We start from the raw sequence: 18719 nt of genomic DNA, 5'->3' as shown, positions 1-18719 counted from the left end.
TATTAATGTTTCATGATCAGTTTATGACCTTGGGTCTGATTGTTTTTAAGAAGGGAATGGGCTTTTAAAACCGTATCCAGAGAAAGATCTCCTACCGTTTTATAATTGGGAGCACTGATTTTTCCGTTTTCAATAAGTGTTGAAATCTTCTCTAAATTTCCTTTGTAATACTGATAGTCTTTGTTCATGCTGTAGGAGTAGTTGGAGATATTCATGATCACGGTTCCTTTATTGAAAAGGGTTTCATGAGCATCTTTCGAGATTAATGCGGTTACATCTACATAAGTACCGTTGATTTTCAAAACATCCGCCGTGATTTCAGACATATAGTTTCCCACAAGATCAATCCCGAAATCGAAAAGCTGACCATTATTGGCTTTTAAAAGACTGGCGGCAAGGTTTTCATCTTTATAATTGATGATCTGATGATTTTTAAGGCCCAATCCGAGGAGAATCTGTTTGTTTTCTTCACTTCCGACTGTCGCTGTAACTTTATTAAATTGATTCGCGATTAAAAATTTAATAACAAAAGAACCGACTCCACCTGTCGCACCTGTCACTAAGACCGTGTCATTTTCGTTGAGTTTTAAACGGTTGACGGTCTGTAAACCTGTAAGTCCAGCTGAAGGAATCGCAGCGGCCTGTTCGAAAGAAATGCTTTTAGTTTTAAATGCAACAATAGCTTCAGGAACGGCAATATATTCAGCGTAAGAACCGTTACTTCCCATCGAGCCGCTTCCGCAGAATACTTCGTCTCCAATGTTGAACTGATGGGCATCTGTACCTTTTTCAACAACAATTCCCGACATTTCCCGACCTAAAATTGGTGACTTGAGCAGTTTCCGTTCCAGCTCGTTTTCAATCATCTGATAATCGATAGGATTAAAACCGCTGGCTTTGATCTGGATTAAAACTTCATGACTTTTCGGTGTAGGTTTTTCTATCTCAGCTTCTCCGAGCTGGAAATTTTCATTTAATATAATGGCTTTCATATGAGTAATTTGACAGACAAATGTAAAAAGAGAATAGTTTATATTTGCTACCAGTTAACTATTGGTAACTAGTTACCTTAATGAAACTATTATGGCAAAAATCATAGAAAATGGAATAGAAAGAGAAGCCAACTGCACCGAAGAATTATTTGCAATGCGTGACAGTCTGGATGTTTTAGGAGGAAAATGGAAACTGATGATTATCCGGTATCTGACCAACAGAACCGATCAGCAGATTCATTTCAAAAAGCTGCAGCGGGGTATTACAGGAATATCTGCTAAAATGCTCAGCAAAGAATTGAAAGAATTGGAAGTAAATCTTCTCATCACAAGAACCATTCAGGACACAAAACCTATCACGGTGGCTTATGCGGTTACAGAATATGGAAAATCAGTTTTCCCGGTGACGGAAACGCTGGTGAATTGGGGAATTATCCATCGGGAGAAGATCAAAGAGTCGATGAGTTAGTTGATTTAAGGATTTAAGTATTGAAGAATTTAAAGATTTGGGGTCAAAGACTATTCTTCAAAGAAGAGATCTGTGTTATCTGTGCGATCTGCGCGGAATTATTTGTCATTGCGAACCTTTAGGTGAAGCAATCTCAAATCTATCTTTTTTCTGAGATTGCTTCGTCGCTACGCTCCTCGCAATGACTGTAAGTATTCAATTTTATCGTTAAAAATTATCTCTGTATAAGCTGAAAACAATGATTCACAACTACTGCAATGATCGCCAATATTGCCGGCAATGCCTGTACGAAAAATATTCTTTTTGTCGCTGTAACAGCTCCATAAATTCCGGCAATCGCCACACAGCTCAGGAAAAATAGTGAAACATTGGTTTGCCATTTCAAATCTTCAATCAATAATGACCAGATCAGTCCTGCAGCAAGAAAACCATTATACAGCCCTTGGTTGGCAGCCAGCCCTTTTGTCGGTTTAAACATTTCAGCCGGCAGTGCCGCTTTAAATACTTCCTTTCCTTTGGTTTCCCAGGCGAACATTTCCATCCACAGGATATAAATATGTTCCAGCGCAACAATGGCGATGAGAATTTTAGCAACGAGTTCCATGATTTACGATTTTGTAATTGTAAAACTAAAAAAATAAAGTTAAGTTTGGGTATTCAATTGCAAAGATGGATACTTTCAAAGCGCATTTAAATAAATTTGTTACAGTCACCGATGAAGAATATGCTTCTATATTTTCTTTTTTTCAGGAAATAGAAGTGAAAAAAAAGCAGAGTCTGATGCTTAGTGGCGAGATCTGCAGATCGATGTATTTTGTGTCTGTGGGCTGTTTGAGAAAGTTTTTTGTGAATGAGAAAGGGGCAGAACAAACCACCGAATTTGCTATAGAAAACTGGTGGATCACGGATACTTTCGCGTATGAAAGACAGATGAAATCAGACTTCTGTATTCAGGCGGTAGAGCGTTCTACGGTTCTGGTGATTGACCTTCAGCAGCAGGAACTTTTGCTGCAGAAACATCCGATCATGGAAAGGTATTTCAGAATGATTTATCAAAGGGCTTATGCTGCTTCGGAGAGAAGAATCCGCTATCTGTATGAAATGTCAAGAGAAGAACTGTATGTGCATTTCAGTACTTTGTATCCATGGTTTATTCAGAGGATTCCTCAATATCTGATCGCTTCTTTTTTAAATCTTACCCCGGAATATCTCAGTGAAATCAGGGCAAAATTACGTTCTTAAACCAGTTTAAGATTTTTACCGATAATAAGTCGGAGATTTGTCATGTTATTAAAAGCCAATATCATGACAGACAAAAACGTTCAGTTTCCGCAATTATTTTTAAGACTTGCCATTTCTGTGACCATGCTTTCCGCAGTGGCAGACCGGTTCGGTTTCTGGGGCAAAAATTCAGCCTGGGGAAACTGGGAGAATTTTGAAACATACACCCGAAAACTTACTTTTTTTCTTCCCGAAGGTTTAAGTACGTTTTCAGCTTATACCGCGACTTTTTTTGAAATACTTTTTCCACTGATGCTTCTTATAGGCTGGAAAACCAGGATTGGAGCTTACGGAGCGGGATTTCTTCTGCTGGTCTTTGCTTTGTCCATGACCATGGCATTAGGCGTTAAAGCTCCTTTGGATTACTCGGTCTGGGTAGGAAGTGCCGGAGCATTTTTACTGGCCGTTCAGCCAAAGTATTCTTTTAGTATAGATCATTTAACCAACAAAAATAAATAATATTATGAGCGCAAGATTAAATATTGCCACAGTAGATTCAGCTGCTTACAAAGCAATGATGGGATTGGAAGGATATCTTCAGACGATTTCATTAAATCACATTCAAAAGGAATTAATTAAAATCAGAGCTTCACAGATCAACAAATGTGCTTTCTGCCTTGATATGCACACGAAAGATGCTCTTAAATACGGAGAAACCACGCAGAGAATTTTCATTCTTGAAGGATGGAGAGAAGCCAAAGAATTTTTCACGGAAGAAGAGCAGGTGCTTTTAGCGATGACGGAAGAAATTACCCTGATCAGCCAGAACGGACTTTCAGAAGAAACTTTCCAAAAGGCAAAACAGTATTTTGATGATGCACAGATTGCACAAATCATTATGGCGATTGTTACCATCAATGCATGGAACAGAATTGCTATAAGTACACACTTACCTGTTGCCAAATAATTTTCCGTTTAACGTTATTTACGACAAAGAGCTCTTCATTTGGTGAAGAGCTCTTTTCTGTTATAAAAATTAGAAGAAATAAGTTTAATAAATAGCGACAGGATTGATATTGACCTGGGTAGATCCTACATATAAAGGCTGTCCCAGAACGAATAAAAACTCCCAGACTTTATCTTTCACCAATGGACGGCTGTCGATCAGTTCCAGATTGTAAATTCCTTTTTTTGCCAGCATAAACTGGTTGATTGGGAATTCCTCTTTAGATTTTGGGTTGGGGTACACTTCTGATGCCCATGTATCGCCTCCGAAAGCGACGATTCCCTGCTCGGCAAGCCACTGCGCAGCCTCCATACCGATTCCCGGTTCTGTTTCTAAAAACTTTTGGTTGTCTTTACCAATCAGTTCCAGCCATCCGGTATTGAACAGTACAATATCTCCTTTTCTGAGGGTAATGTTTTGTTTCTTTAAAACGGCTTTAATATCTGCTGTTGTAAATTCCGTACCACCCGGAACGATGTCTTTTCCGTAATGAGCGGTCATATCTAAAACTACACCGCGGGTCACAAAAGGAGGGACTTTTTCAATGCCTAATTTCTTGACACCTTCCACTGTTACAAAATCAACGGCTTTATTTCCGTTGTAGTAGATGTTATCAATTCCGATGTGTCCGATGCCGTTAAGCTGAGTTCCAACGCCTGTCCATCCGTTCACAAGTTCATCATTGAAGGTGAATTTATTGGGACCGATGCTCTTTCCGCCCTGTTCACCGGGTTGGATATTGTACAGATTAAAACTTCTGTGTCTGAAAGCCGGCAGATTTTTGTCAATAGGAACAGCTAACGGAAGTGTTTTGCCTTGTTTTACCAGTCCTACAGCTTGATTGACAACTTCTGCAGTTAATAGATTGGCGGCTCCTATTTCATCTTTAGCTCCGTAAACAGATGGATACCAGGATTTATCATCAGGGTTAACGCTGAGGTTTTGAGCTTTTATGTCGATGTTGCTGATGGCCAATAGAATGACCAACCCGAACATTCTGATCAGATTCTTTTTCATTTTTTTTATTGTATAGGGTGTAAAAGAGAGAAGATCAGTAAACCGTCCCAAAGAGAAAGTTTACTGATGATACAAGATTAAATTTCGCTTAGCGCTGTATTGATAAAATTCAATTCATCCTGAGAAAGATTTATTTCCATTGCCTTGGCATTATCAATGGCTTGCTGTGCATTTCTGGCTCCTGCCAAAACTACGGTAATAGCCGGCTGCAAGGTGGTCCATCTTAATACCAATTGTGAAAGGGAAGCCCCTTTTTCCTGAGCAATAGGTTCTATTTTGTCTAAGAATTTTTTTACTTTACTTAAATCAAACTGTGAAAAATAACCGTTTCTGTGGTCATTGTCCTTTAATTTATCCTCTTTGAAATATTTACCGGTCAAAAGACCTCTTTCCATAGGACTGTAGACGATGATTCCTGAATTGTGTTCCAAAGCATACGGGACAAGATCGCTTTCAATAGCTCGGTTCAGCATGCTGTATGAAACCTGATTGCTCGCCAAATGCAGTGTTCTGTTGGCTTCCTGCATTTGTGGAACAGTATAATTGCTGACACCTGCTGCAAGCACTTTTCCCTGCTGGATCAGAAGTTCCATGGTTTCCATGGTTTCGCAGATAGGGGTTGTGCCGTCCGGCCAGTGAAGCTGTAAAAGATCGATATAATCTGTTCCCAGCCTTTTTAAGCTTTCTTCCACTTCTTTGATAATATTGGCCTTTGAAGCATATTTGTAAACCGGAAGTGTTTTGCCTTCGTCTTCTGCATCGAAGAAAAATTCACCTTTCCCATTATTGCTGCCGTCCCATACCAAACCGAATTTGGTTAATAACTGAATTTTTGACCGGTCTTTTCCTTTAATCGCTTCCCCGATCATTTCCTCACTGAGTCCGAAACCGTAAAAAGGTGCCGTATCAATGGAAGTTACGCCGTGATCCAAAGAAGCATGAATTGAATTGATGGAATCCTGTTTTTCATTGCCGCCCCACATATTTCCTCCGATAGCAAAGGCTCCGTGAGTAATTGCAGACAGTTCCAGTTCCGTATTTCCTAATTTTCTGTATTCCATTTTTTTGATTATTTATTTAAATTTTAAAGTGCAAAGTATTTTGTTGGTGATCGCGAAGGCGCAATTTTTTTTCTAATTCGAATGCTTTAAGGCGCTAGGATTTTACCTACGATAAAATTGAATACTGTTTATTTCACACCAAACATCTTGCTGAAAATCTTTGATTTTTTTTAAACTTATGTGATCTTCTTATTCACAAAGTATTTCAATTTCAAACAACTTAAGTGTTAAAATACTTTTGTGACTTTTGTGGTTATTTTTTCACCACGGATTTCACAGATTTTCACAGATGTTAATGCATATTGTTGGTAAGCGCAAACACGCAATTTTTTTTCTAATTCGAATGCTTTAAGGCGCTAAGATTTTATCTGCGATAAAATTGAATACCGTTTATTCCACACCAAACACGTTGCTGAAAATCTTTGATTTTTTTTAAACTTATGTGATCTTCTAGTTCGCAAAGCATTTCAACTTCAAATAACTTAAGTGTTAAAATATTTTTGTGACTTTTGTGGTTTTAAAAAAAAGATTATTGATTAAGTTCCTTTAAGATCGCCTCACCTACACTTTTTGCAGATTGAGGATTCTGTCCTGTGATTACTCTCTGGTCACTCACCACATGGTTCTGCCAAAGTCCTGATTTTTCAAATTTTGCGCCCCTTTCTTTCAGTTTATCTTCCAGAAGGAAAGGAACCACATTGGTTAATTTTACTTCAGCTTCTTCTTCATTGGTGAAGGCATTGATCTTTTTGCCGTCTACCAGATACTTTCCGTTGTTCAGTTTGATATTGACCAAACCGGAAGGACCATGACATACCGCTGCTACAATACCGCCATTCTCATAAATTTTTGAAGCGATATCTGCTAATTCCGTATTGTCCGCAAAATCCCACATCGCACCGTGACCTCCTGCGTAGAAGACAGCACTGTAATTGTCCGGTTTCACCTGAGAAGGCTGTAAAGAATGATCGATTTTATTTTTATATTCTTTGTTTTCCCAGAATTCTTTGTTGACAGGATCTTTTAAATCAAATCCGTCTACCGGTGGAGTTCCGCCTTTTGGGCTTACAAAATCAATTTCATATCCTGCTTTGTGCAGAACTTCCCATGGATGAGAAACTTCACCCAGATAATATCCGGTATCTTCTCCCGTGTCTCCTTTTTTATCATGACTGGTCACGACGAATAAAATTTTCTTTTTCATACGTTGAGTTTTTTGGTGTTGTGCCTGAACAAATCCTATCGTCAATAGGGTTACCAATAAAAATGCTAATTTTTTCATATTAAAGAATATGGGTAGTGTAAATTTGTGGTTTTTCCTGTAGCTTTTCGTCAACGATAGCTCCGAAAGCCTGAATGTATGGCTGCTGGTTATGCTGTGCCAGTCCTTCATCGCTTTTCCAGATTTCGTAGAATATAAACTGGTTTTTGTCTTCGATTCCCTGGTGAAGGCTGTACAGTTCGCACGCATCTTCTTTTCGGGTTTCTTTGACCATATTCTGAAGAACGTCCAGAACTTCAGTACGGTGTTCTTCTTTTGCTTTGATTATTGCTGTAAGATAAATTTTCATAACTAAATAAATTTTTCAATGGATTGATATTGCGGTTTCCAGCCCAGTTCTGTTCTTGCTTTGTCTGAATTACACTGGCTGTTGGATGCAAATCCAAAATATCCGCCTGCCGGACCAAAAGTATTCACGGCTTCCTGTATACTCACAGATTGCGCGGGTTGTAAATGATACTGTCTGCTGATATTTTCTGCCAGATTTCTGATCGTTGAAGATCCGTTTTCTGCATAATAAAGAGCGCCTGATTTTGCCTTTTCCAATGCGAGTACATACAGATCTGCCAGGTCTTCAATATGGAGATTGGACCATATGTTTTCACCTTTTCCAAAATAGGTTCCAAACCCTTTTTCTTTAGAAAAACTGATCAAAGCCGGAAGCTGAATGCTGTCCTTTTTCAGTCCCAGACCCTCTCCGTAAACCATTGTGGGTACAATAACAATACTTCTTATATCTTTTTTAGCAGACTGAAGAACATAATTGTTGATCAATACCCTTGAAGCCATTTCCAGTCTTGGATCCAGAGGAATATCTTCTGTATAAACAAAATCACTTTTTTCCCCATTTTCTTTTCCTCCGAAAATAGCAGAACCTGAGGTGAAAATAAACGTCTTGCCTGTCCCTTCCAGTGCATTGATAATGCTGTCTGCTGCATAGGCGTCATCAGCAGAATCTGCGGTGTGGATAATGGCATCAGCCTGGGAAATCGCAGCCTTCAAAATGGCTTCATCGTGGATATTCCCTATAATGGGTTCAATTCCCAATTGTTGTAGCTTTTCTGCCGAATCTTCATTACGGACAAGTCCTGCCACACTGTAGTTTTTGTCTAATAACTTTTTGGCAACAGTACCACCGATATAACCGGTAATTCCTGTAATAAATACTCTTTTCATGTTAAGCTAACTGTGGTTTTAATTCCTGTGCAAAAACCTGTTCAAGGTGCTCTCTGTAAAGCTTCATGTCACGTTCTATATTGGCATTTTTCTCTACATCATGGAAGTGAAAACTTTCCATTTTTTCTAAGGAAACGAAGGCATTCATTCTATGGAAACCAAATAAAGGTCCATTATCTACACTTGTTTCATTGAAGAATTCTCCGGGAAGCGTAAAAGCTGTTTCAGGAGCATTCCAGCTGGTTGTTATCATATATTTTCTTCCACCAAGCATTCCTCCTGTTCCGTAATTGATTTCCGGATTTTCTGCATTTCTTCCGTCACTCATGTAAATTCCTTTGGCATGGCCGGCTGTGAAAACATCATCGAAATATTTTTTTAGACCGTTGGGAAGCTGGAACCACCAGATTGGAGTATGGTAGATGATAAAATCTGCCCATACAAATTTCTTAACCTCTTCATCTTTGTCAAAACCTTCTGAAACCTGAGTGGTCTTAACTTCTATATTTCCGAATTTCTCTAGTACTTCCAAAGTATTCTGAGCAATGGTATCGTTATATTTTCCTCCGGAATGTCCGAAATTCTGTCCTCCGTTAATGATCAATACTTTTTTCATTTTTTTATGATTGTTTAAATTTTATGATGCAAAGTTAGTTCGGGCTGTTGTATAATAAAAATAGCATGAATTATATCTAAGTATTAGAATACTGATAGTTTAAATTTTGTCATTCATGTGAAATGTCATACAGCTTATTGGTTATATTGTCCTACGTCTCCAGTAAATTTGTTAGGAATAATAGAATGGATATGATACAGATTGCGGTTTTTAGTGATGTGCATGGAAATCTTCCTGCGCTGAATGCGGTGTTGCAGGATATGGAGAAAAGAGGGATACAGCAGAAATTCTGTCTGGGAGATCTGGTAGATTTTGCTCCGTGGGGAAATGAAGTCACTGAAAAGATAAAACATCTCAACATTCCCTGCCTGATGGGGAATCACGATGAAAGAATTGCTTTTGATATCCCGGTAGTTCCTTTATCAAAACATTCTCAGGAAGAAACAGAGGCCAGATTCATTGCGATTGACTATTCCAAACAGCATATTACGAAAGAGAACAAAAAGTTTTTATCCGCACTTCCTTTTCATTTAAAATTAAACTATAAAGTAGGGAAAAAGCAGTGGAATATTCAGCTTGTGCATTCAAGTCTGTCCAGCAATGATACTTATTTGTATGAATCGGAGAATGATGAGGTTTTTGCAGCTATGCTCAAGGAATCTCAATCCGATATTGTTGTTATGGGGCATACTCATTTGTCGTTCAGGAAATCTTTTGAAAATAATAAATGGGCCATAAACTGTGGTTCTGTAGGCCGTTCCAAAGAAGAGAACCGTTTAGCTTCTTACTTGGTTTTAACGATGGGCGAAGAACAGATTATTCCGGAAATCGTACAGATCGCTTACCCGCTTGAAGAAACCGTTCATGCCATAGAAGAGAGCGGAATTCCGAATTATTATGCTGATTTTTTAAGAAATGAAAAAGCTTTGATGCTCTGAAATATTTCCTAAAATAAATTCAAATGATTGATTTTTAGTATTTTGTAAATAGTCGAACGTTGTTTTACAGAAGGTCGAACTCATTTTATCCGTTAAAATCAGTTCGACTTTTTTTATCCGGACTTTTCTAAAAATTTTCTGATTCATCTTTGCATCAGATTATTAAAATTTAGAAATCATGAAAAAAACAGCCCTGTTTATTCTTTTACTATTATCAGTATTTTGTTTAGCACAAGCCGTAAAAGTTGACACTATTCTCACCCCCGAAATTGGCGGAATAAAACAAGCCATCGAAATTAAAACAGATGATTCCACTAAGCCGATACTTCTCTTTTTATCAGGAGGCCCCGGAAGCTCAATGATGAAAAATGCAGATTCTTTTACTCATATTTTAAAAAATAAATTCACCATTGTTCAGTGGGATCAGAGAGATGCCGGAAAAACACTGGCATTAAATCCTTCTCCGGTGCAGCCATCCGTTGAGCTGATGGGTAAAGATACCTATGAAGTGATTAATTTTCTTAGAAAGCAGCTTAAGCAGGAAAAGGTATACTTGCTTGGAAGCTCTTGGGGAAATGCTTTAGGGTTTTACATTGTTAGAAATCATCCTGAGCTTCTGCATGCTTATTTTGCAGTAAATCCTGTGATCAGTCAGCTGGCCAGTGAAAAGGAACTGCTTACGATTCTGAAAAATCATTTTAAAGAAGATCCTGTTGCAAGCAAAGAATTGGCGAGCGTGCATATTCCGTTTACAATAGATGAAGACTTGTTTTATCTTAGAAAATGGCTTTTTTATAAAGACGGTAAAAAAAATGTCACCAGTGATGATTTCAAAAAAGGCTTTCTTCAGTGGTCCAAAACATGGTCACCAGCTTGGAATGAAGTCATGAAAATAGATTTACCGAAGACTTTAAAGAAAGTGAACTGTCCGATCTATTTTTTCGTAGGGAAAAACGATATCCAAACTTCTACCGCCATTACAAAAAAATATTTTGAGCAGGTAAAAGCACCTAAGAAAGACCTGTTTTTATTTGAAAATTCAGGGCATCAGATCCATAAAGATGAGCCGGAACTATTTCAAAATAGAATCATGAAAACATTAGCGTATTAAATTCAAATTAAAGCTTAGAAACCATGAAAAAAACAATTCTTTTTACTGTATCATTTCTCTCAGTATTTTGTTTAGGACAACAGCCAATCAAAGAAACCGTTAATCTGAAATCAATAGTTGATCATGCCGTGAATAAGATGGTTGAAAAACCAGTAATCAATGCTGTGTCGATCGGAATTGTTTACCAGGGGCAGGAATACATAGGACATTATGGTGAATTGGAAAAAGGAAAATCCAACCCGCCGAATAATGAAACCATCTATGAGATCGGTTCCCTGAGTAAAACTTTAACCGGAACATTAGTGGCGAAAGCTGTTTTGGATAAAAAATTAAAGCTTGAAGACCCTGTTCAGAAATATTTATCTGAAGATTATCCTAACCTGGTTTTCAATGGTCATCCCGTTCTTATAAAGGATTTGGTGACTCACACAAGTGGCTTGCCTAAAATGCTGCCTTTGGAAGTGAATGCGGTACTGAATGATTTCACGAATGAAAAAGCACCTGAGAATACCAATAACATCTTGAAAAACTATAAACAAAAAGATTTTTTAAGAGACCTGCACACCGTAAAATTGGATGCGGTACCGGGACATAAATTTTCATATTCAAATGCCGGTATTGAACTTTTAAGTGCTGTTTTAGAAAAAGCTTATCATAAAAATTTTGAAGTTTTATTAAAAGAATATTTTGCTGATAACCTTCAAATGAAGCATACGAAGATTAATTTATCAAAAAAAGAAGCAGCCCATCTTGCCGTGGGATATCATTGTGATTATAATGCCATAGCTCCTCAATTAGTGCCATCACTTTGGGGGTCATCAGGTAACGTAAAAACAACGCTTCCGGATATGATGGAATACATAAAGTATCAATTAAAAAATACTCCTGAAATAGCAGAATCGCATAAGCCTTTGGTTAAAATTGATGATACGTTCAGTTCAGGATATGCGTGGAGAGTCATTACGGATGAAAAATTGGGAATAGTGTATAAGCATCATGGCGGTGTTTTTCGCGCACAATGCTTTATCTACATCATACCAAAATATAATCTTGGCGTTTTTATTATAACCAATCAAAGTGGCGTAAATACAGCAAAAGATATGCAGAGTGTACTCGATGAAATATTGACAAGTATATCATTATAATAATTATTCCGTAACTTTGTATCAGAATATTAATAATTAAAGTTATGGTCAATCTAGAATGGTACCGCACTTTTAAAGCGATATACAAAACCGGAACACTCACGGGTGCTGCAGATTCCCTGTTTATTTCGCAGCCCGGAGTAAGTCTTCACTTAAGCTCACTGGAAGCTTATGTCGGCTATAAATTATTTGACAGAACCGGAAGAAAAATGATTCCTACCGAAAGAGGAAAAGTTTTATTCAATGCCGTTTCTGAGCCTATTGGCAGGCTGGAAGATGTGGAGAAGAATTTTCAGAAATCCACGGAAAAACTGACGCCTACGATCAGTGTGGGAATGTGTTTTGAAACATTTCAGACCACTTTGGAACAGTATGTATCTACGTTACCTTTTAATCTGATTATCAGTTTCGGGCAGTATCCTGAAATGCTGGACCAGCTCGATAAGGGGATTTTAGATCTTATTATTACCCCTAAAAAAGGAGTTTCTCCCAATATTGAGCATGAAGCATTTTCTTCCGAACAGATCATTCTGGTAGGTGGAAAAAATGTAGATACGGAAAGCTTTCAGGAAGTCGTCGTACACACCAAAGGAACCGAACATATCGAAGAATGGCTGAAGCAGGAAAAATGGTATGGAACAACGGGAGATATGGAACATCTTTTTCAGTTCTGGATTATGAATTTTGGTCATAAACCCAACTTTCGTCCGAATTATATTGTTCCGAATTTAAACTCAATTATCCGTTGTCTGAAAGGCGGAACCGGACTGGCTGTGGTTCCCGATTTTCTATGTAAAAATGAAATAGAAAACGGAGATCTTAAACTGATCTGGGAAGGTGAGAAAAAACTGGAAAACACACTGTATTTCGGCTGTAGAAAGAAAACCAACTATCAATCAGAGATTGATCATATCAAAGGATTATTCAGGAAGGTCATGAGCAAGAAGGATCATGTCGCGCAGCTGTAATCCGTTTTCATAAATAGGGAGTGGGTAATTTTCAATAAAAAAATTTTTACGCACTCCCTTTTTTATAAAACCGTTCTTTTCATAGAATTTAATCTGCTGAAATCCCGTATCTGAGGTACCTACGACTAAAGTGGTATAGCCGCTTTCTTTCGCAATTACTTTAGCCCGATCCATAAGAATACCGCCGATTCCCTGGCTTCTGTGGCTTTCAATAACGGCCATGTTTTTAATTTCCAGCTCTGTGCTGCTATTTTGATACAAGGCCATCACAGCAACATTCTGAACACCATCATCTAAAAGATAAATGTCAGAATCAAAAATATACTGATCAATAGCATCAACTGTTTCATCCGCAAGCAGCAAAAGCTCATACGGAATACCTGAAGCTGCATCTATTTTTCTAAGTGTCAATTTTTCCATTCTAAAGACTCATATGAATAATAGGATAGTCTTTTCCTGAACCATCTTTTTCTGATCTCCCGATCTGCGTGAAACCCATTTTCTCATAAAATCCTATGGCTTGTGGATTCTGTTCATTGACGTCAACTTTAGTCAAACCCGTTGTCTCTTTCATAAACTCGTACAGCTTTCTGCCGTATCCTTTTCCCCGTACTTCATTGTGGATGAAAAGCATTTCCAGATTGCCTTCTGCTACGGAAGCAAAACCTTCTGCCTGATCATTTTCTACCAGTAAATAAACTTCCAGATGAGGAAGGTAATCTCTCGGAATAACTTCTTTAAAATAATTGAAATCCTCTTTAGCAAGGAAATCGTGGGTCGCCAGTACAGCAGATTCCCAGATCTCCATAATTCTTGGATAATCTTCTGCCTGTGCTAATCTGATTGAATGTGACATTGTTGTGGATTTGCTGCAAAAATAGGGAAAATTAGAAGTTAGAGGTTAGAAATTAGAAGTTAGATTTTGGAGGTTAGAAATTGGGAACTTCGTTGAGAAGGGTTGATTTTGAGGAACAAGAATACAGAACAGTTAAAAACAAAAAATATCTGTTAACAGTCTCCCAATACTTTAAAAACAGTAAAAATGGTAAGTAAGAATCCCGATTTTTTGTCGCAAATTTGTTAGGCTATACATTAATATTAAAATTGAAATTTAAAAATTATGCAAAACAAAACATATACAGGGCAGCCTGTAGTGACCTTAAATAACGGGGTGGATATTCCGGCCTTAGGCTTTGGAGTTTGGCAGATGGAGAATCTGGAAGAATGTGAAAGAGCGGTGGTAAAAGCTATTCAGGCAGGATACAGAATGATCGACACGGCAGCAATTTACCAGAATGAAACGGCAGTAGGAAAGGCGGTGAAAGACAGCGGTGTCAGCAGAGATGAGCTATTTATCACTTCAAAAGTTTGGGTGCAGGATCATGGCTACGAGCAGGCAAAAAAAGCATTTCAGAGAACACTGGACAGACTTCAGATGGATTATCTGGACCTGTATCTGATCCACTGGCCTTATGGAGATTTCATCGGAACATGGAAAGCTTTGGAGGAATTATATAGTGAAGGGAAAATCAAAGCTATTGGGGTATGTAATTTTACGGTTGAAAAATTAGAGGAATTAAAAGCCAATTCAACAGTTTCTCCGGTGATCAACCAAATTGAACTTCACCCGGTTTTCCAGCAGAAAGAACTTCAGGTGTACAACAGAGAAAACAACATTATCACACAGCCGTGGAGCCCGCTTGGAAACGGAAATGCAGATCTTCTGAACAACGCTGAATTAAAAGCTATTGCTGAGAAATACAATAAAACAGTGGCTCAGGTGATTTTAAGATGGCACCTTCAGGAAGGATTTGTGGTGATTCCAAAATCGGTGACACCTTCCAGAATTGAAGAAAATTTTAATGTTTTTGATTTCGAACTGAGTGCAGACGAAATGAATACGGTTCGTTCTTTAGATACCGGAAAAAGACTGTTCTTTGATCCGAAAGATCCTGAATGGGAAGAAAAAATGTTGAATGTTGTAGTAGATATTTAACCATATCACTGAATAATCATTGTCCCGCATATGAAACGGATAACCTGGATTTTAATAGAATCATGTGGAGTCAGTTTAATCTGCGGGATATTTTTTAATTTTAAATAAAAACCATGACGGCAGCTCAATTCATAGAAAAACTCTCGACATTCAGAAATGAGAAAGAAATTGATAAGGTTGAAAAGTTTTTCAAAGGAAATGATGGCGTTACAAAACATTTCGGAGTAAAATTTGGGGATGTTTTCACAACGGCTAAAGAATTTTCTTCGATGTCACTAGAGGAAATCAATATACTTTTGGATAATGATTTTTATGAAGTGAGAATGGGTGCAGTGAGCATCATGGATTTCCAGGCCAGAAATAAAAAAATGTCTGAAGAAAGGAAAAAAGAGCTTTTTGATCTGTATTTAAATCGCCACGACCGCTTGAATAACTGGGATTTCGTAGACCGGGCAGCACGGAATATCATCGGTGAATATCTGATGGACAAACCAAGAACTATTCTCTACAAGCTGGCTGAATCTGAAAATCCTTGGGAAAGAAGAACAGCAATAGTAAGCACTCACGCCTTTATCAGGAAAAATGATACAGAAGATACCTTTAAAATCGCTGAAATTCTTGTTCACGATCCGCACGAACTGGTCAACAAAGCAGTCGGAAGCTGGATCAGGGAAGCCGGAAAGAAAAATCCCAAAAGATTATTAAGTTTCCTCAACCAATATGCGGAAACAATGCCCGCTGCTACATTTTCTTATGCTATAGAAAAGCTTGATCCGGAAATGAAGAAGCATTATAAAGAGCTCCGGAAGATGTTAAGATAAGCTTTCCATTTTTGTATTCATTTTTCGTCAAAGAAGTGAAGATACTTGACTGATATCATGCTCATTTAAAGAAGGGTTTCATGAGTTTTTCGTAAATTTTAAATAAAATAATTCTTATGTTTTGGCCAGACACCATCAGTAAAAGATTCAATATAAAATATCCTGTCATTCAGGCTCCGATGTTTGGAGTCAGTACACCACAGATGACCGCAGCAGCTGCAAAAGCCGGAGCTCTTGGATCGCTGGCATTGGCTGATCTTCCCCCTGAGAAATCTATTGAACTCATCAGGGAAACAAAAAAGCTGACTGATCAACCTTTTGCTACCAATATTTTTGTGCACAACATTCCAGAAATTACGGAAAGCCTGAAGGAAAGGTTTATTAAAGCTAAACAATTCATTACACAGCTGGCGAAGGAAAATAACATCGAGGTTACACTTCCGGATCTTGAAGATATTAAAGTAAAAAGCTATCATGAACAGGTAGATGCCATTATTGAGGAAGGCTGTAAAATAATAAGTTTTACTTTCGGAAATCTGGATGACCAAAGCATACAGAAGCTGAAAGAAAATGGAGTGGTTCTTATCGGAACCTGTACTTCGTTGGAAGAAGCCTTAATTCTGGAGAAATCGGGCATTGATATGATCTGCGTCCAGGGAATTGAGGCCGGAGGACACAGAGGAACTTTCGATGCTGAGCATATCCCGATGATTGGAGGAATGTCCCTGTTTTCTGAGGTTTATGATCATGTAAAAGTCCCACTGATCTATGCCGGAGGAATTTACAACGGAAAGACTTTAAGAGCTGCCAGAGAGCTCGGAGCACAGGGATTTCAGGTAGGAAGCCTGTTGTTGGCTTCGGAGGAAAGCGGATTACAGCTGTTTGAAAAAGAAAGACTCAAAAATGCCACAGAAAAAGAGATTATACTGACGAGAAGTTTTTCAGGGCGGTATGCAAGAGGAATTAAAAACAAGTTCATTGAAACACTGGAAAATTCAGATTACATTATGCCTTATCCTTATCAGAATAAACTGACGAATGAGTTGCGCAGGGTTTCAAAAACTTTATATAATTCGGATTTTGTAAGCATCTGGGCGGGGCAGTCTATCCATGATTACAGCGGTCTCTCTACTGAAGAAATTTTGAAAGTGTTGATTCAAAGTGCTGAAATATAAAGAGTAATGATTTTAATGAAAGAAAATGGCTATTGTATTCATGCTTTACTCAAACATTAAGATTAGTGAAGGATGTAAGGTTAGTTAAGAGAAAATCAAAAGATTTTTTTTAGCTGTACGTCCTAAAGCGAAGCTAAAACTTAATATTCTTAAAAGCTTAACAGGAATCTTAATGGTTTTATTTTTTCTCTCGCAGATGATACAGATAGAAGAGATTGATAAAAGTAAAAATCTGCATCATCCAAATTAATTTGCGAAAAATTTGTAAACATACACATTGTAAAAAAAATCCCTTCATCTGCATGAAAGGATTTTCTATTTATATAGAAATTCAATAATATCTATTCATTATCAAATTATCATATCAACTCATCGTCACATTTACTTACTCAGATCCAGACCTCCGAAGTTACCCGAACTCATCATCAGGAAAACACCGTCTGTTTTATCCAAAGTTTCCCAATAGGCATGAAGATCTTCAGCATTGGTGAATACTCTCAGTTTGTCATTTTTGAATTTTTCCTTAATGAATTCCGGAGAAATAGGTTCCATTCTTTTGATCTTTAAAGCATCTTCGGAATAGAAAACTATGGCTTCATCCAAACCATCCATTGCGTGGTCGTACTGCTCAAGAAAAACAGGATTCAAGCTGGAATACGTATGCAGTTCAAGGAAACCGTATTTCTTTTCCTTTTTAAACTGCTCCTGGAATGCCTTTACCGTTGCTTTTACTTTGCTCGGTGCATGGGCAAAATCTTTATATAAAGTTCCTTTGTCTTCTCTTTCTACTTTTTCAAGACGTTTTGAAGCTCCTTTAAAGCTCATGATTGCTTCGTAGAAATCTTCATCCATGATTCCCAGCTGACGGCAGATATGTCTTGCTCCTTCCATATTCAGGAGGTTGTGGGCTCCAAAAACAGAAAGAGGCACATCGCCCATTTCAGTTTTTAAATAAACTTTTCCGTTGCTGATCTCATATTCAGGTGTTTTGTAAGGAATTTTTCTGAAATAGTTTTCAGCAGCTTCCACTACTTTCACAACTTCTGCATCTTCTTCATTGTACACCAAAACTCCGCCAGCAGTAATGCTCGCTACGAATTTTCTGAACTGTTCAATATAATCGTCAAACGTTTTGAATACATTGATGTGATCCCATGCAATACCACTCATTAAAGCAATATTCGGCTGGTATAGAAGGAATTTTGAACGCAGATCGATAGGAGAGGAAAGGTATTCATCCCCTTCCAGTACCATAAAGTCATTGTCCTGTGTCAGTTTTACCATACAGTCGAAACCTTCCAGCTGCGCGCCCACCATAAAATCTACGTCTTTCTGGTGGAAATTCAGAACGTGAAGAATCATCGACGTAATCGTTGTTTTTCCGTGTGATCCGGCGATTACGACTCTTGTTTTGTTTTTAGACTGTTCGTAAAGAAATTCAGGATAGGAGTAAATTTTTAAACCCAGTTCTTTCGCTCTTGCCAATTCAGGATTGTCCTGATGGGCATGCATTCCAAGGATAACTGCATCTATGTCTGCAGTGATCTTTTCCGGGAACCAGCCCATTTCCGTAGGCAAAATTCCTTTATGATCAAGTCTGGATTTTGAAGGCTCAAAAATAGCATCATCCGAACCTGTCACCTGGTATCCTTTGTCTTTTAACGCAATAGCAAGATTATGCATGGCGCTTCCGCCGATGGCAATGAAGTGGGTTTTCAATTGTAT

Annotated in this window: 22 protein-coding genes; 11 read left to right on the top strand and 11 right to left on the bottom strand. The window is 38.0% G+C overall.

From position 1 onward, the window contains the following. Positions 1-2 precede the first annotated feature (2 nt). Complete coding sequence (locus tag IW22_RS16535) at positions 3-992, bottom strand: NADP-dependent oxidoreductase (protein WP_034728573.1); 990 nt, start codon at positions 990-992, stop codon at positions 3-5. Between the two features lie 91 nt (positions 993-1083). Here IW22_RS16535 and IW22_RS16530 point away from each other — a divergent pair, with 91 nt between their 5' ends. After that, complete coding sequence (locus IW22_RS16530) at positions 1084-1461, top strand: winged helix-turn-helix transcriptional regulator (RefSeq protein ID WP_034728572.1); 378 nt, start codon at positions 1084-1086, stop codon at positions 1459-1461. 214 nt (positions 1462-1675) lie between these two features. On the opposite strand, the gene IW22_RS16525 is transcribed toward IW22_RS16530, so the two are convergent. Continuing rightward, on the bottom strand, positions 1676-2065 hold the full coding sequence (locus IW22_RS16525) for a DUF1304 domain-containing protein (protein ID WP_034728570.1): 390 nt from the start codon (positions 2063-2065) through the stop codon (positions 1676-1678). 65 nt (positions 2066-2130) lie between these two features. Here IW22_RS16525 and IW22_RS16520 point away from each other — a divergent pair, with 65 nt between their 5' ends. The 3 genes from IW22_RS16520 (at position 2131) to IW22_RS16510 (ending at position 3649) form a co-directional block, all read left to right on the top strand. After that, positions 2131-2703, top strand: coding sequence for a Crp/Fnr family transcriptional regulator (locus IW22_RS16520; RefSeq protein ID WP_034728567.1), 573 nt, complete (start codon positions 2131-2133; stop codon positions 2701-2703). Between the two features lie 63 nt (positions 2704-2766). After that, complete coding sequence (locus tag IW22_RS16515) at positions 2767-3201, top strand: DoxX family protein (RefSeq protein WP_034728704.1); 435 nt, start codon at positions 2767-2769, stop codon at positions 3199-3201. 4 nt (positions 3202-3205) lie between these two features. Next, positions 3206-3649: a carboxymuconolactone decarboxylase family protein gene (locus tag IW22_RS16510; protein ID WP_034728565.1), complete on the top strand. Its 444-nt coding sequence runs from the start codon at positions 3206-3208 to the stop codon at positions 3647-3649. 84 nt (positions 3650-3733) lie between these two features. Here IW22_RS16510 and IW22_RS16505 read toward each other — a convergent pair whose 3' ends face one another. The 6 genes from IW22_RS16505 to IW22_RS16480 form a co-directional block, all read right to left on the bottom strand. Beyond that, complete coding sequence (locus IW22_RS16505; protein ID WP_034728563.1) at positions 3734-4705, bottom strand: cyclase family protein; 972 nt, start codon at positions 4703-4705, stop codon at positions 3734-3736. A 77-nt stretch (positions 4706-4782) separates the two neighbouring features. Beyond that, positions 4783-5766: an aldo/keto reductase gene (locus tag IW22_RS16500; protein WP_034728561.1), complete on the bottom strand. Its 984-nt coding sequence runs from the start codon at positions 5764-5766 to the stop codon at positions 4783-4785. Positions 5767-6295: 529 nt separating this feature from the next. Next, a complete protein-coding gene (locus tag IW22_RS16495; RefSeq protein WP_034728702.1) occupies positions 6296-6970 on the bottom strand; it encodes a type 1 glutamine amidotransferase domain-containing protein in 675 nt (224 codons plus the stop codon). Positions 6971-7049: 79 nt separating this feature from the next. Beyond that, positions 7050-7337 carry a putative quinol monooxygenase gene (locus IW22_RS16490; RefSeq protein ID WP_034728559.1) on the bottom strand — a complete coding sequence of 96 codons (288 nt, stop codon included), beginning with the start codon at positions 7335-7337 and terminating at the stop codon, positions 7050-7052. A gap of 2 nt (positions 7338-7339) precedes the next feature. Continuing rightward, positions 7340-8224, bottom strand: coding sequence for an NAD-dependent epimerase/dehydratase family protein (locus tag IW22_RS16485; protein WP_034728557.1), 885 nt, complete (start codon positions 8222-8224; stop codon positions 7340-7342). 1 nt (position 8225) lies between these two features. Then, the gene (locus tag IW22_RS16480) at positions 8226-8840 is read right to left on the bottom strand and encodes an NAD(P)H-dependent oxidoreductase (protein ID WP_034728555.1); all 615 of its coding nucleotides are present in this window, start codon (positions 8838-8840) and stop codon (positions 8226-8228) included. A 191-nt stretch (positions 8841-9031) separates the two neighbouring features. On the opposite strand from IW22_RS16480, the gene IW22_RS16475 reads away from it, so the two are divergent. The 4 genes from IW22_RS16475 (at position 9032) to IW22_RS16460 (ending at position 13002) form a co-directional block, all read left to right on the top strand. Next, the gene (locus IW22_RS16475; RefSeq protein ID WP_034728701.1) at positions 9032-9778 is read left to right on the top strand and encodes a metallophosphoesterase family protein; all 747 of its coding nucleotides are present in this window, start codon (positions 9032-9034) and stop codon (positions 9776-9778) included. A 178-nt stretch (positions 9779-9956) separates the two neighbouring features. Next, positions 9957-10889: an alpha/beta fold hydrolase gene (locus tag IW22_RS16470; RefSeq protein ID WP_081873969.1), complete on the top strand. Its 933-nt coding sequence runs from the start codon at positions 9957-9959 to the stop codon at positions 10887-10889. A 23-nt stretch (positions 10890-10912) separates the two neighbouring features. Beyond that, entirely contained in the window at positions 10913-12034 is a 1122-nt protein-coding gene (locus IW22_RS16465) for a serine hydrolase domain-containing protein (protein WP_034728551.1), read from the top strand. Positions 12035-12078: 44 nt separating this feature from the next. After that, a complete protein-coding gene (locus IW22_RS16460; protein WP_034728549.1) occupies positions 12079-13002 on the top strand; it encodes a LysR family transcriptional regulator in 924 nt (307 codons plus the stop codon). On the opposite strand, the gene IW22_RS16455 is transcribed toward IW22_RS16460, so the two are convergent. Together IW22_RS16455 and IW22_RS16450 are read right to left on the bottom strand one after the other, a co-directional pair. Continuing rightward, positions 12955-13422 (bottom strand): GNAT family N-acetyltransferase, encoded by a 468-nt coding sequence (locus IW22_RS16455; protein WP_034728547.1) that lies wholly within the window; start codon positions 13420-13422, stop codon positions 12955-12957. The two genes, IW22_RS16460 and IW22_RS16455, sit on opposite strands and share 48 nt — an antisense overlap. A gap of 1 nt (position 13423) precedes the next feature. After that, positions 13424-13858 (bottom strand): GNAT family N-acetyltransferase, encoded by a 435-nt coding sequence (locus IW22_RS16450; RefSeq protein WP_034728545.1) that lies wholly within the window; start codon positions 13856-13858, stop codon positions 13424-13426. A 264-nt stretch (positions 13859-14122) separates the two neighbouring features. On the opposite strand from IW22_RS16450, the gene IW22_RS16445 reads away from it, so the two are divergent. The 3 genes from IW22_RS16445 (at position 14123) to IW22_RS16435 (ending at position 16994) form a co-directional block, all read left to right on the top strand. Beyond that, the gene (locus IW22_RS16445; RefSeq protein WP_034728544.1) at positions 14123-14998 is read left to right on the top strand and encodes an aldo/keto reductase; all 876 of its coding nucleotides are present in this window, start codon (positions 14123-14125) and stop codon (positions 14996-14998) included. Between the two features lie 113 nt (positions 14999-15111). Further along, complete coding sequence (locus IW22_RS16440; protein WP_034728542.1) at positions 15112-15819, top strand: DNA alkylation repair protein; 708 nt, start codon at positions 15112-15114, stop codon at positions 15817-15819. Between the two features lie 116 nt (positions 15820-15935). Then, positions 15936-16994 carry an NAD(P)H-dependent flavin oxidoreductase gene (locus IW22_RS16435; RefSeq protein ID WP_034728541.1) on the top strand — a complete coding sequence of 353 codons (1059 nt, stop codon included), beginning with the start codon at positions 15936-15938 and terminating at the stop codon, positions 16992-16994. Between the two features lie 381 nt (positions 16995-17375). On the opposite strand, the gene IW22_RS16430 is transcribed toward IW22_RS16435, so the two are convergent. Then, a complete protein-coding gene (locus IW22_RS16430; protein ID WP_034728539.1) occupies positions 17376-18713 on the bottom strand; it encodes a UDP-N-acetylmuramate--L-alanine ligase in 1338 nt (445 codons plus the stop codon). Positions 18714-18719 lie beyond the last annotated feature (6 nt).

The sequence above is a fragment of the Chryseobacterium sp. JM1 genome (assembly GCF_000737715.1).
In the GTDB taxonomy this organism is placed as follows: Bacteria; Bacteroidota; Bacteroidia; order Flavobacteriales; family Weeksellaceae; genus Chryseobacterium.
The sequence above is the reverse complement of the archived record's forward strand: the minus strand, read 5'-3'. Positions and strand labels throughout refer to the sequence as shown.

Coding starts and splice junctions, on each gene's coding strand:
- IW22_RS16465 (WP_034728551.1), top strand. CDS start 10,913: ATGAAAAAAACAATTCTTTTTACTGTATCATTTCTCTCAGTATTTTGT.
- IW22_RS16480 (WP_034728555.1), bottom strand. CDS start 8,840: ATGAAAAAAGTATTGATCATTAACGGAGGACAGAATTTCGGACATTCC.
- IW22_RS16470 (WP_081873969.1), top strand. CDS start 9,957: ATGAAAAAAACAGCCCTGTTTATTCTTTTACTATTATCAGTATTTTGT.
- IW22_RS16435 (WP_034728541.1), top strand. CDS start 15,936: ATGTTTTGGCCAGACACCATCAGTAAAAGATTCAATATAAAATATCCT.
- IW22_RS16525 (WP_034728570.1), bottom strand. CDS start 2,065: ATGGAACTCGTTGCTAAAATTCTCATCGCCATTGTTGCGCTGGAACAT.
- IW22_RS16515 (WP_034728704.1), top strand. CDS start 2,767: ATGACAGACAAAAACGTTCAGTTTCCGCAATTATTTTTAAGACTTGCC.
- IW22_RS16500 (WP_034728561.1), bottom strand. CDS start 5,766: ATGGAATACAGAAAATTAGGAAATACGGAACTGGAACTGTCTGCAATT.
- IW22_RS16530 (WP_034728572.1), top strand. CDS start 1,084: ATGGCAAAAATCATAGAAAATGGAATAGAAAGAGAAGCCAACTGCACC.
- IW22_RS16535 (WP_034728573.1), bottom strand. CDS start 992: ATGAAAGCCATTATATTAAATGAAAATTTCCAGCTCGGAGAAGCTGAG.
- IW22_RS16520 (WP_034728567.1), top strand. CDS start 2,131: ATGGATACTTTCAAAGCGCATTTAAATAAATTTGTTACAGTCACCGAT.
- IW22_RS16450 (WP_034728545.1), bottom strand. CDS start 13,858: ATGTCACATTCAATCAGATTAGCACAGGCAGAAGATTATCCAAGAATT.
- IW22_RS16455 (WP_034728547.1), bottom strand. CDS start 13,422: ATGGAAAAATTGACACTTAGAAAAATAGATGCAGCTTCAGGTATTCCG.
- IW22_RS16475 (WP_034728701.1), top strand. CDS start 9,032: ATGATACAGATTGCGGTTTTTAGTGATGTGCATGGAAATCTTCCTGCG.
- IW22_RS16505 (WP_034728563.1), bottom strand. CDS start 4,705: ATGAAAAAGAATCTGATCAGAATGTTCGGGTTGGTCATTCTATTGGCC.
- IW22_RS16510 (WP_034728565.1), top strand. CDS start 3,206: ATGAGCGCAAGATTAAATATTGCCACAGTAGATTCAGCTGCTTACAAA.
- IW22_RS16490 (WP_034728559.1), bottom strand. CDS start 7,337: ATGAAAATTTATCTTACAGCAATAATCAAAGCAAAAGAAGAACACCGT.
- IW22_RS16445 (WP_034728544.1), top strand. CDS start 14,123: ATGCAAAACAAAACATATACAGGGCAGCCTGTAGTGACCTTAAATAAC.
- IW22_RS16495 (WP_034728702.1), bottom strand. CDS start 6,970: ATGAAAAAGAAAATTTTATTCGTCGTGACCAGTCATGATAAAAAAGGA.
- IW22_RS16460 (WP_034728549.1), top strand. CDS start 12,079: ATGGTCAATCTAGAATGGTACCGCACTTTTAAAGCGATATACAAAACC.
- IW22_RS16440 (WP_034728542.1), top strand. CDS start 15,112: ATGACGGCAGCTCAATTCATAGAAAAACTCTCGACATTCAGAAATGAG.
- IW22_RS16485 (WP_034728557.1), bottom strand. CDS start 8,224: ATGAAAAGAGTATTTATTACAGGAATTACCGGTTATATCGGTGGTACT.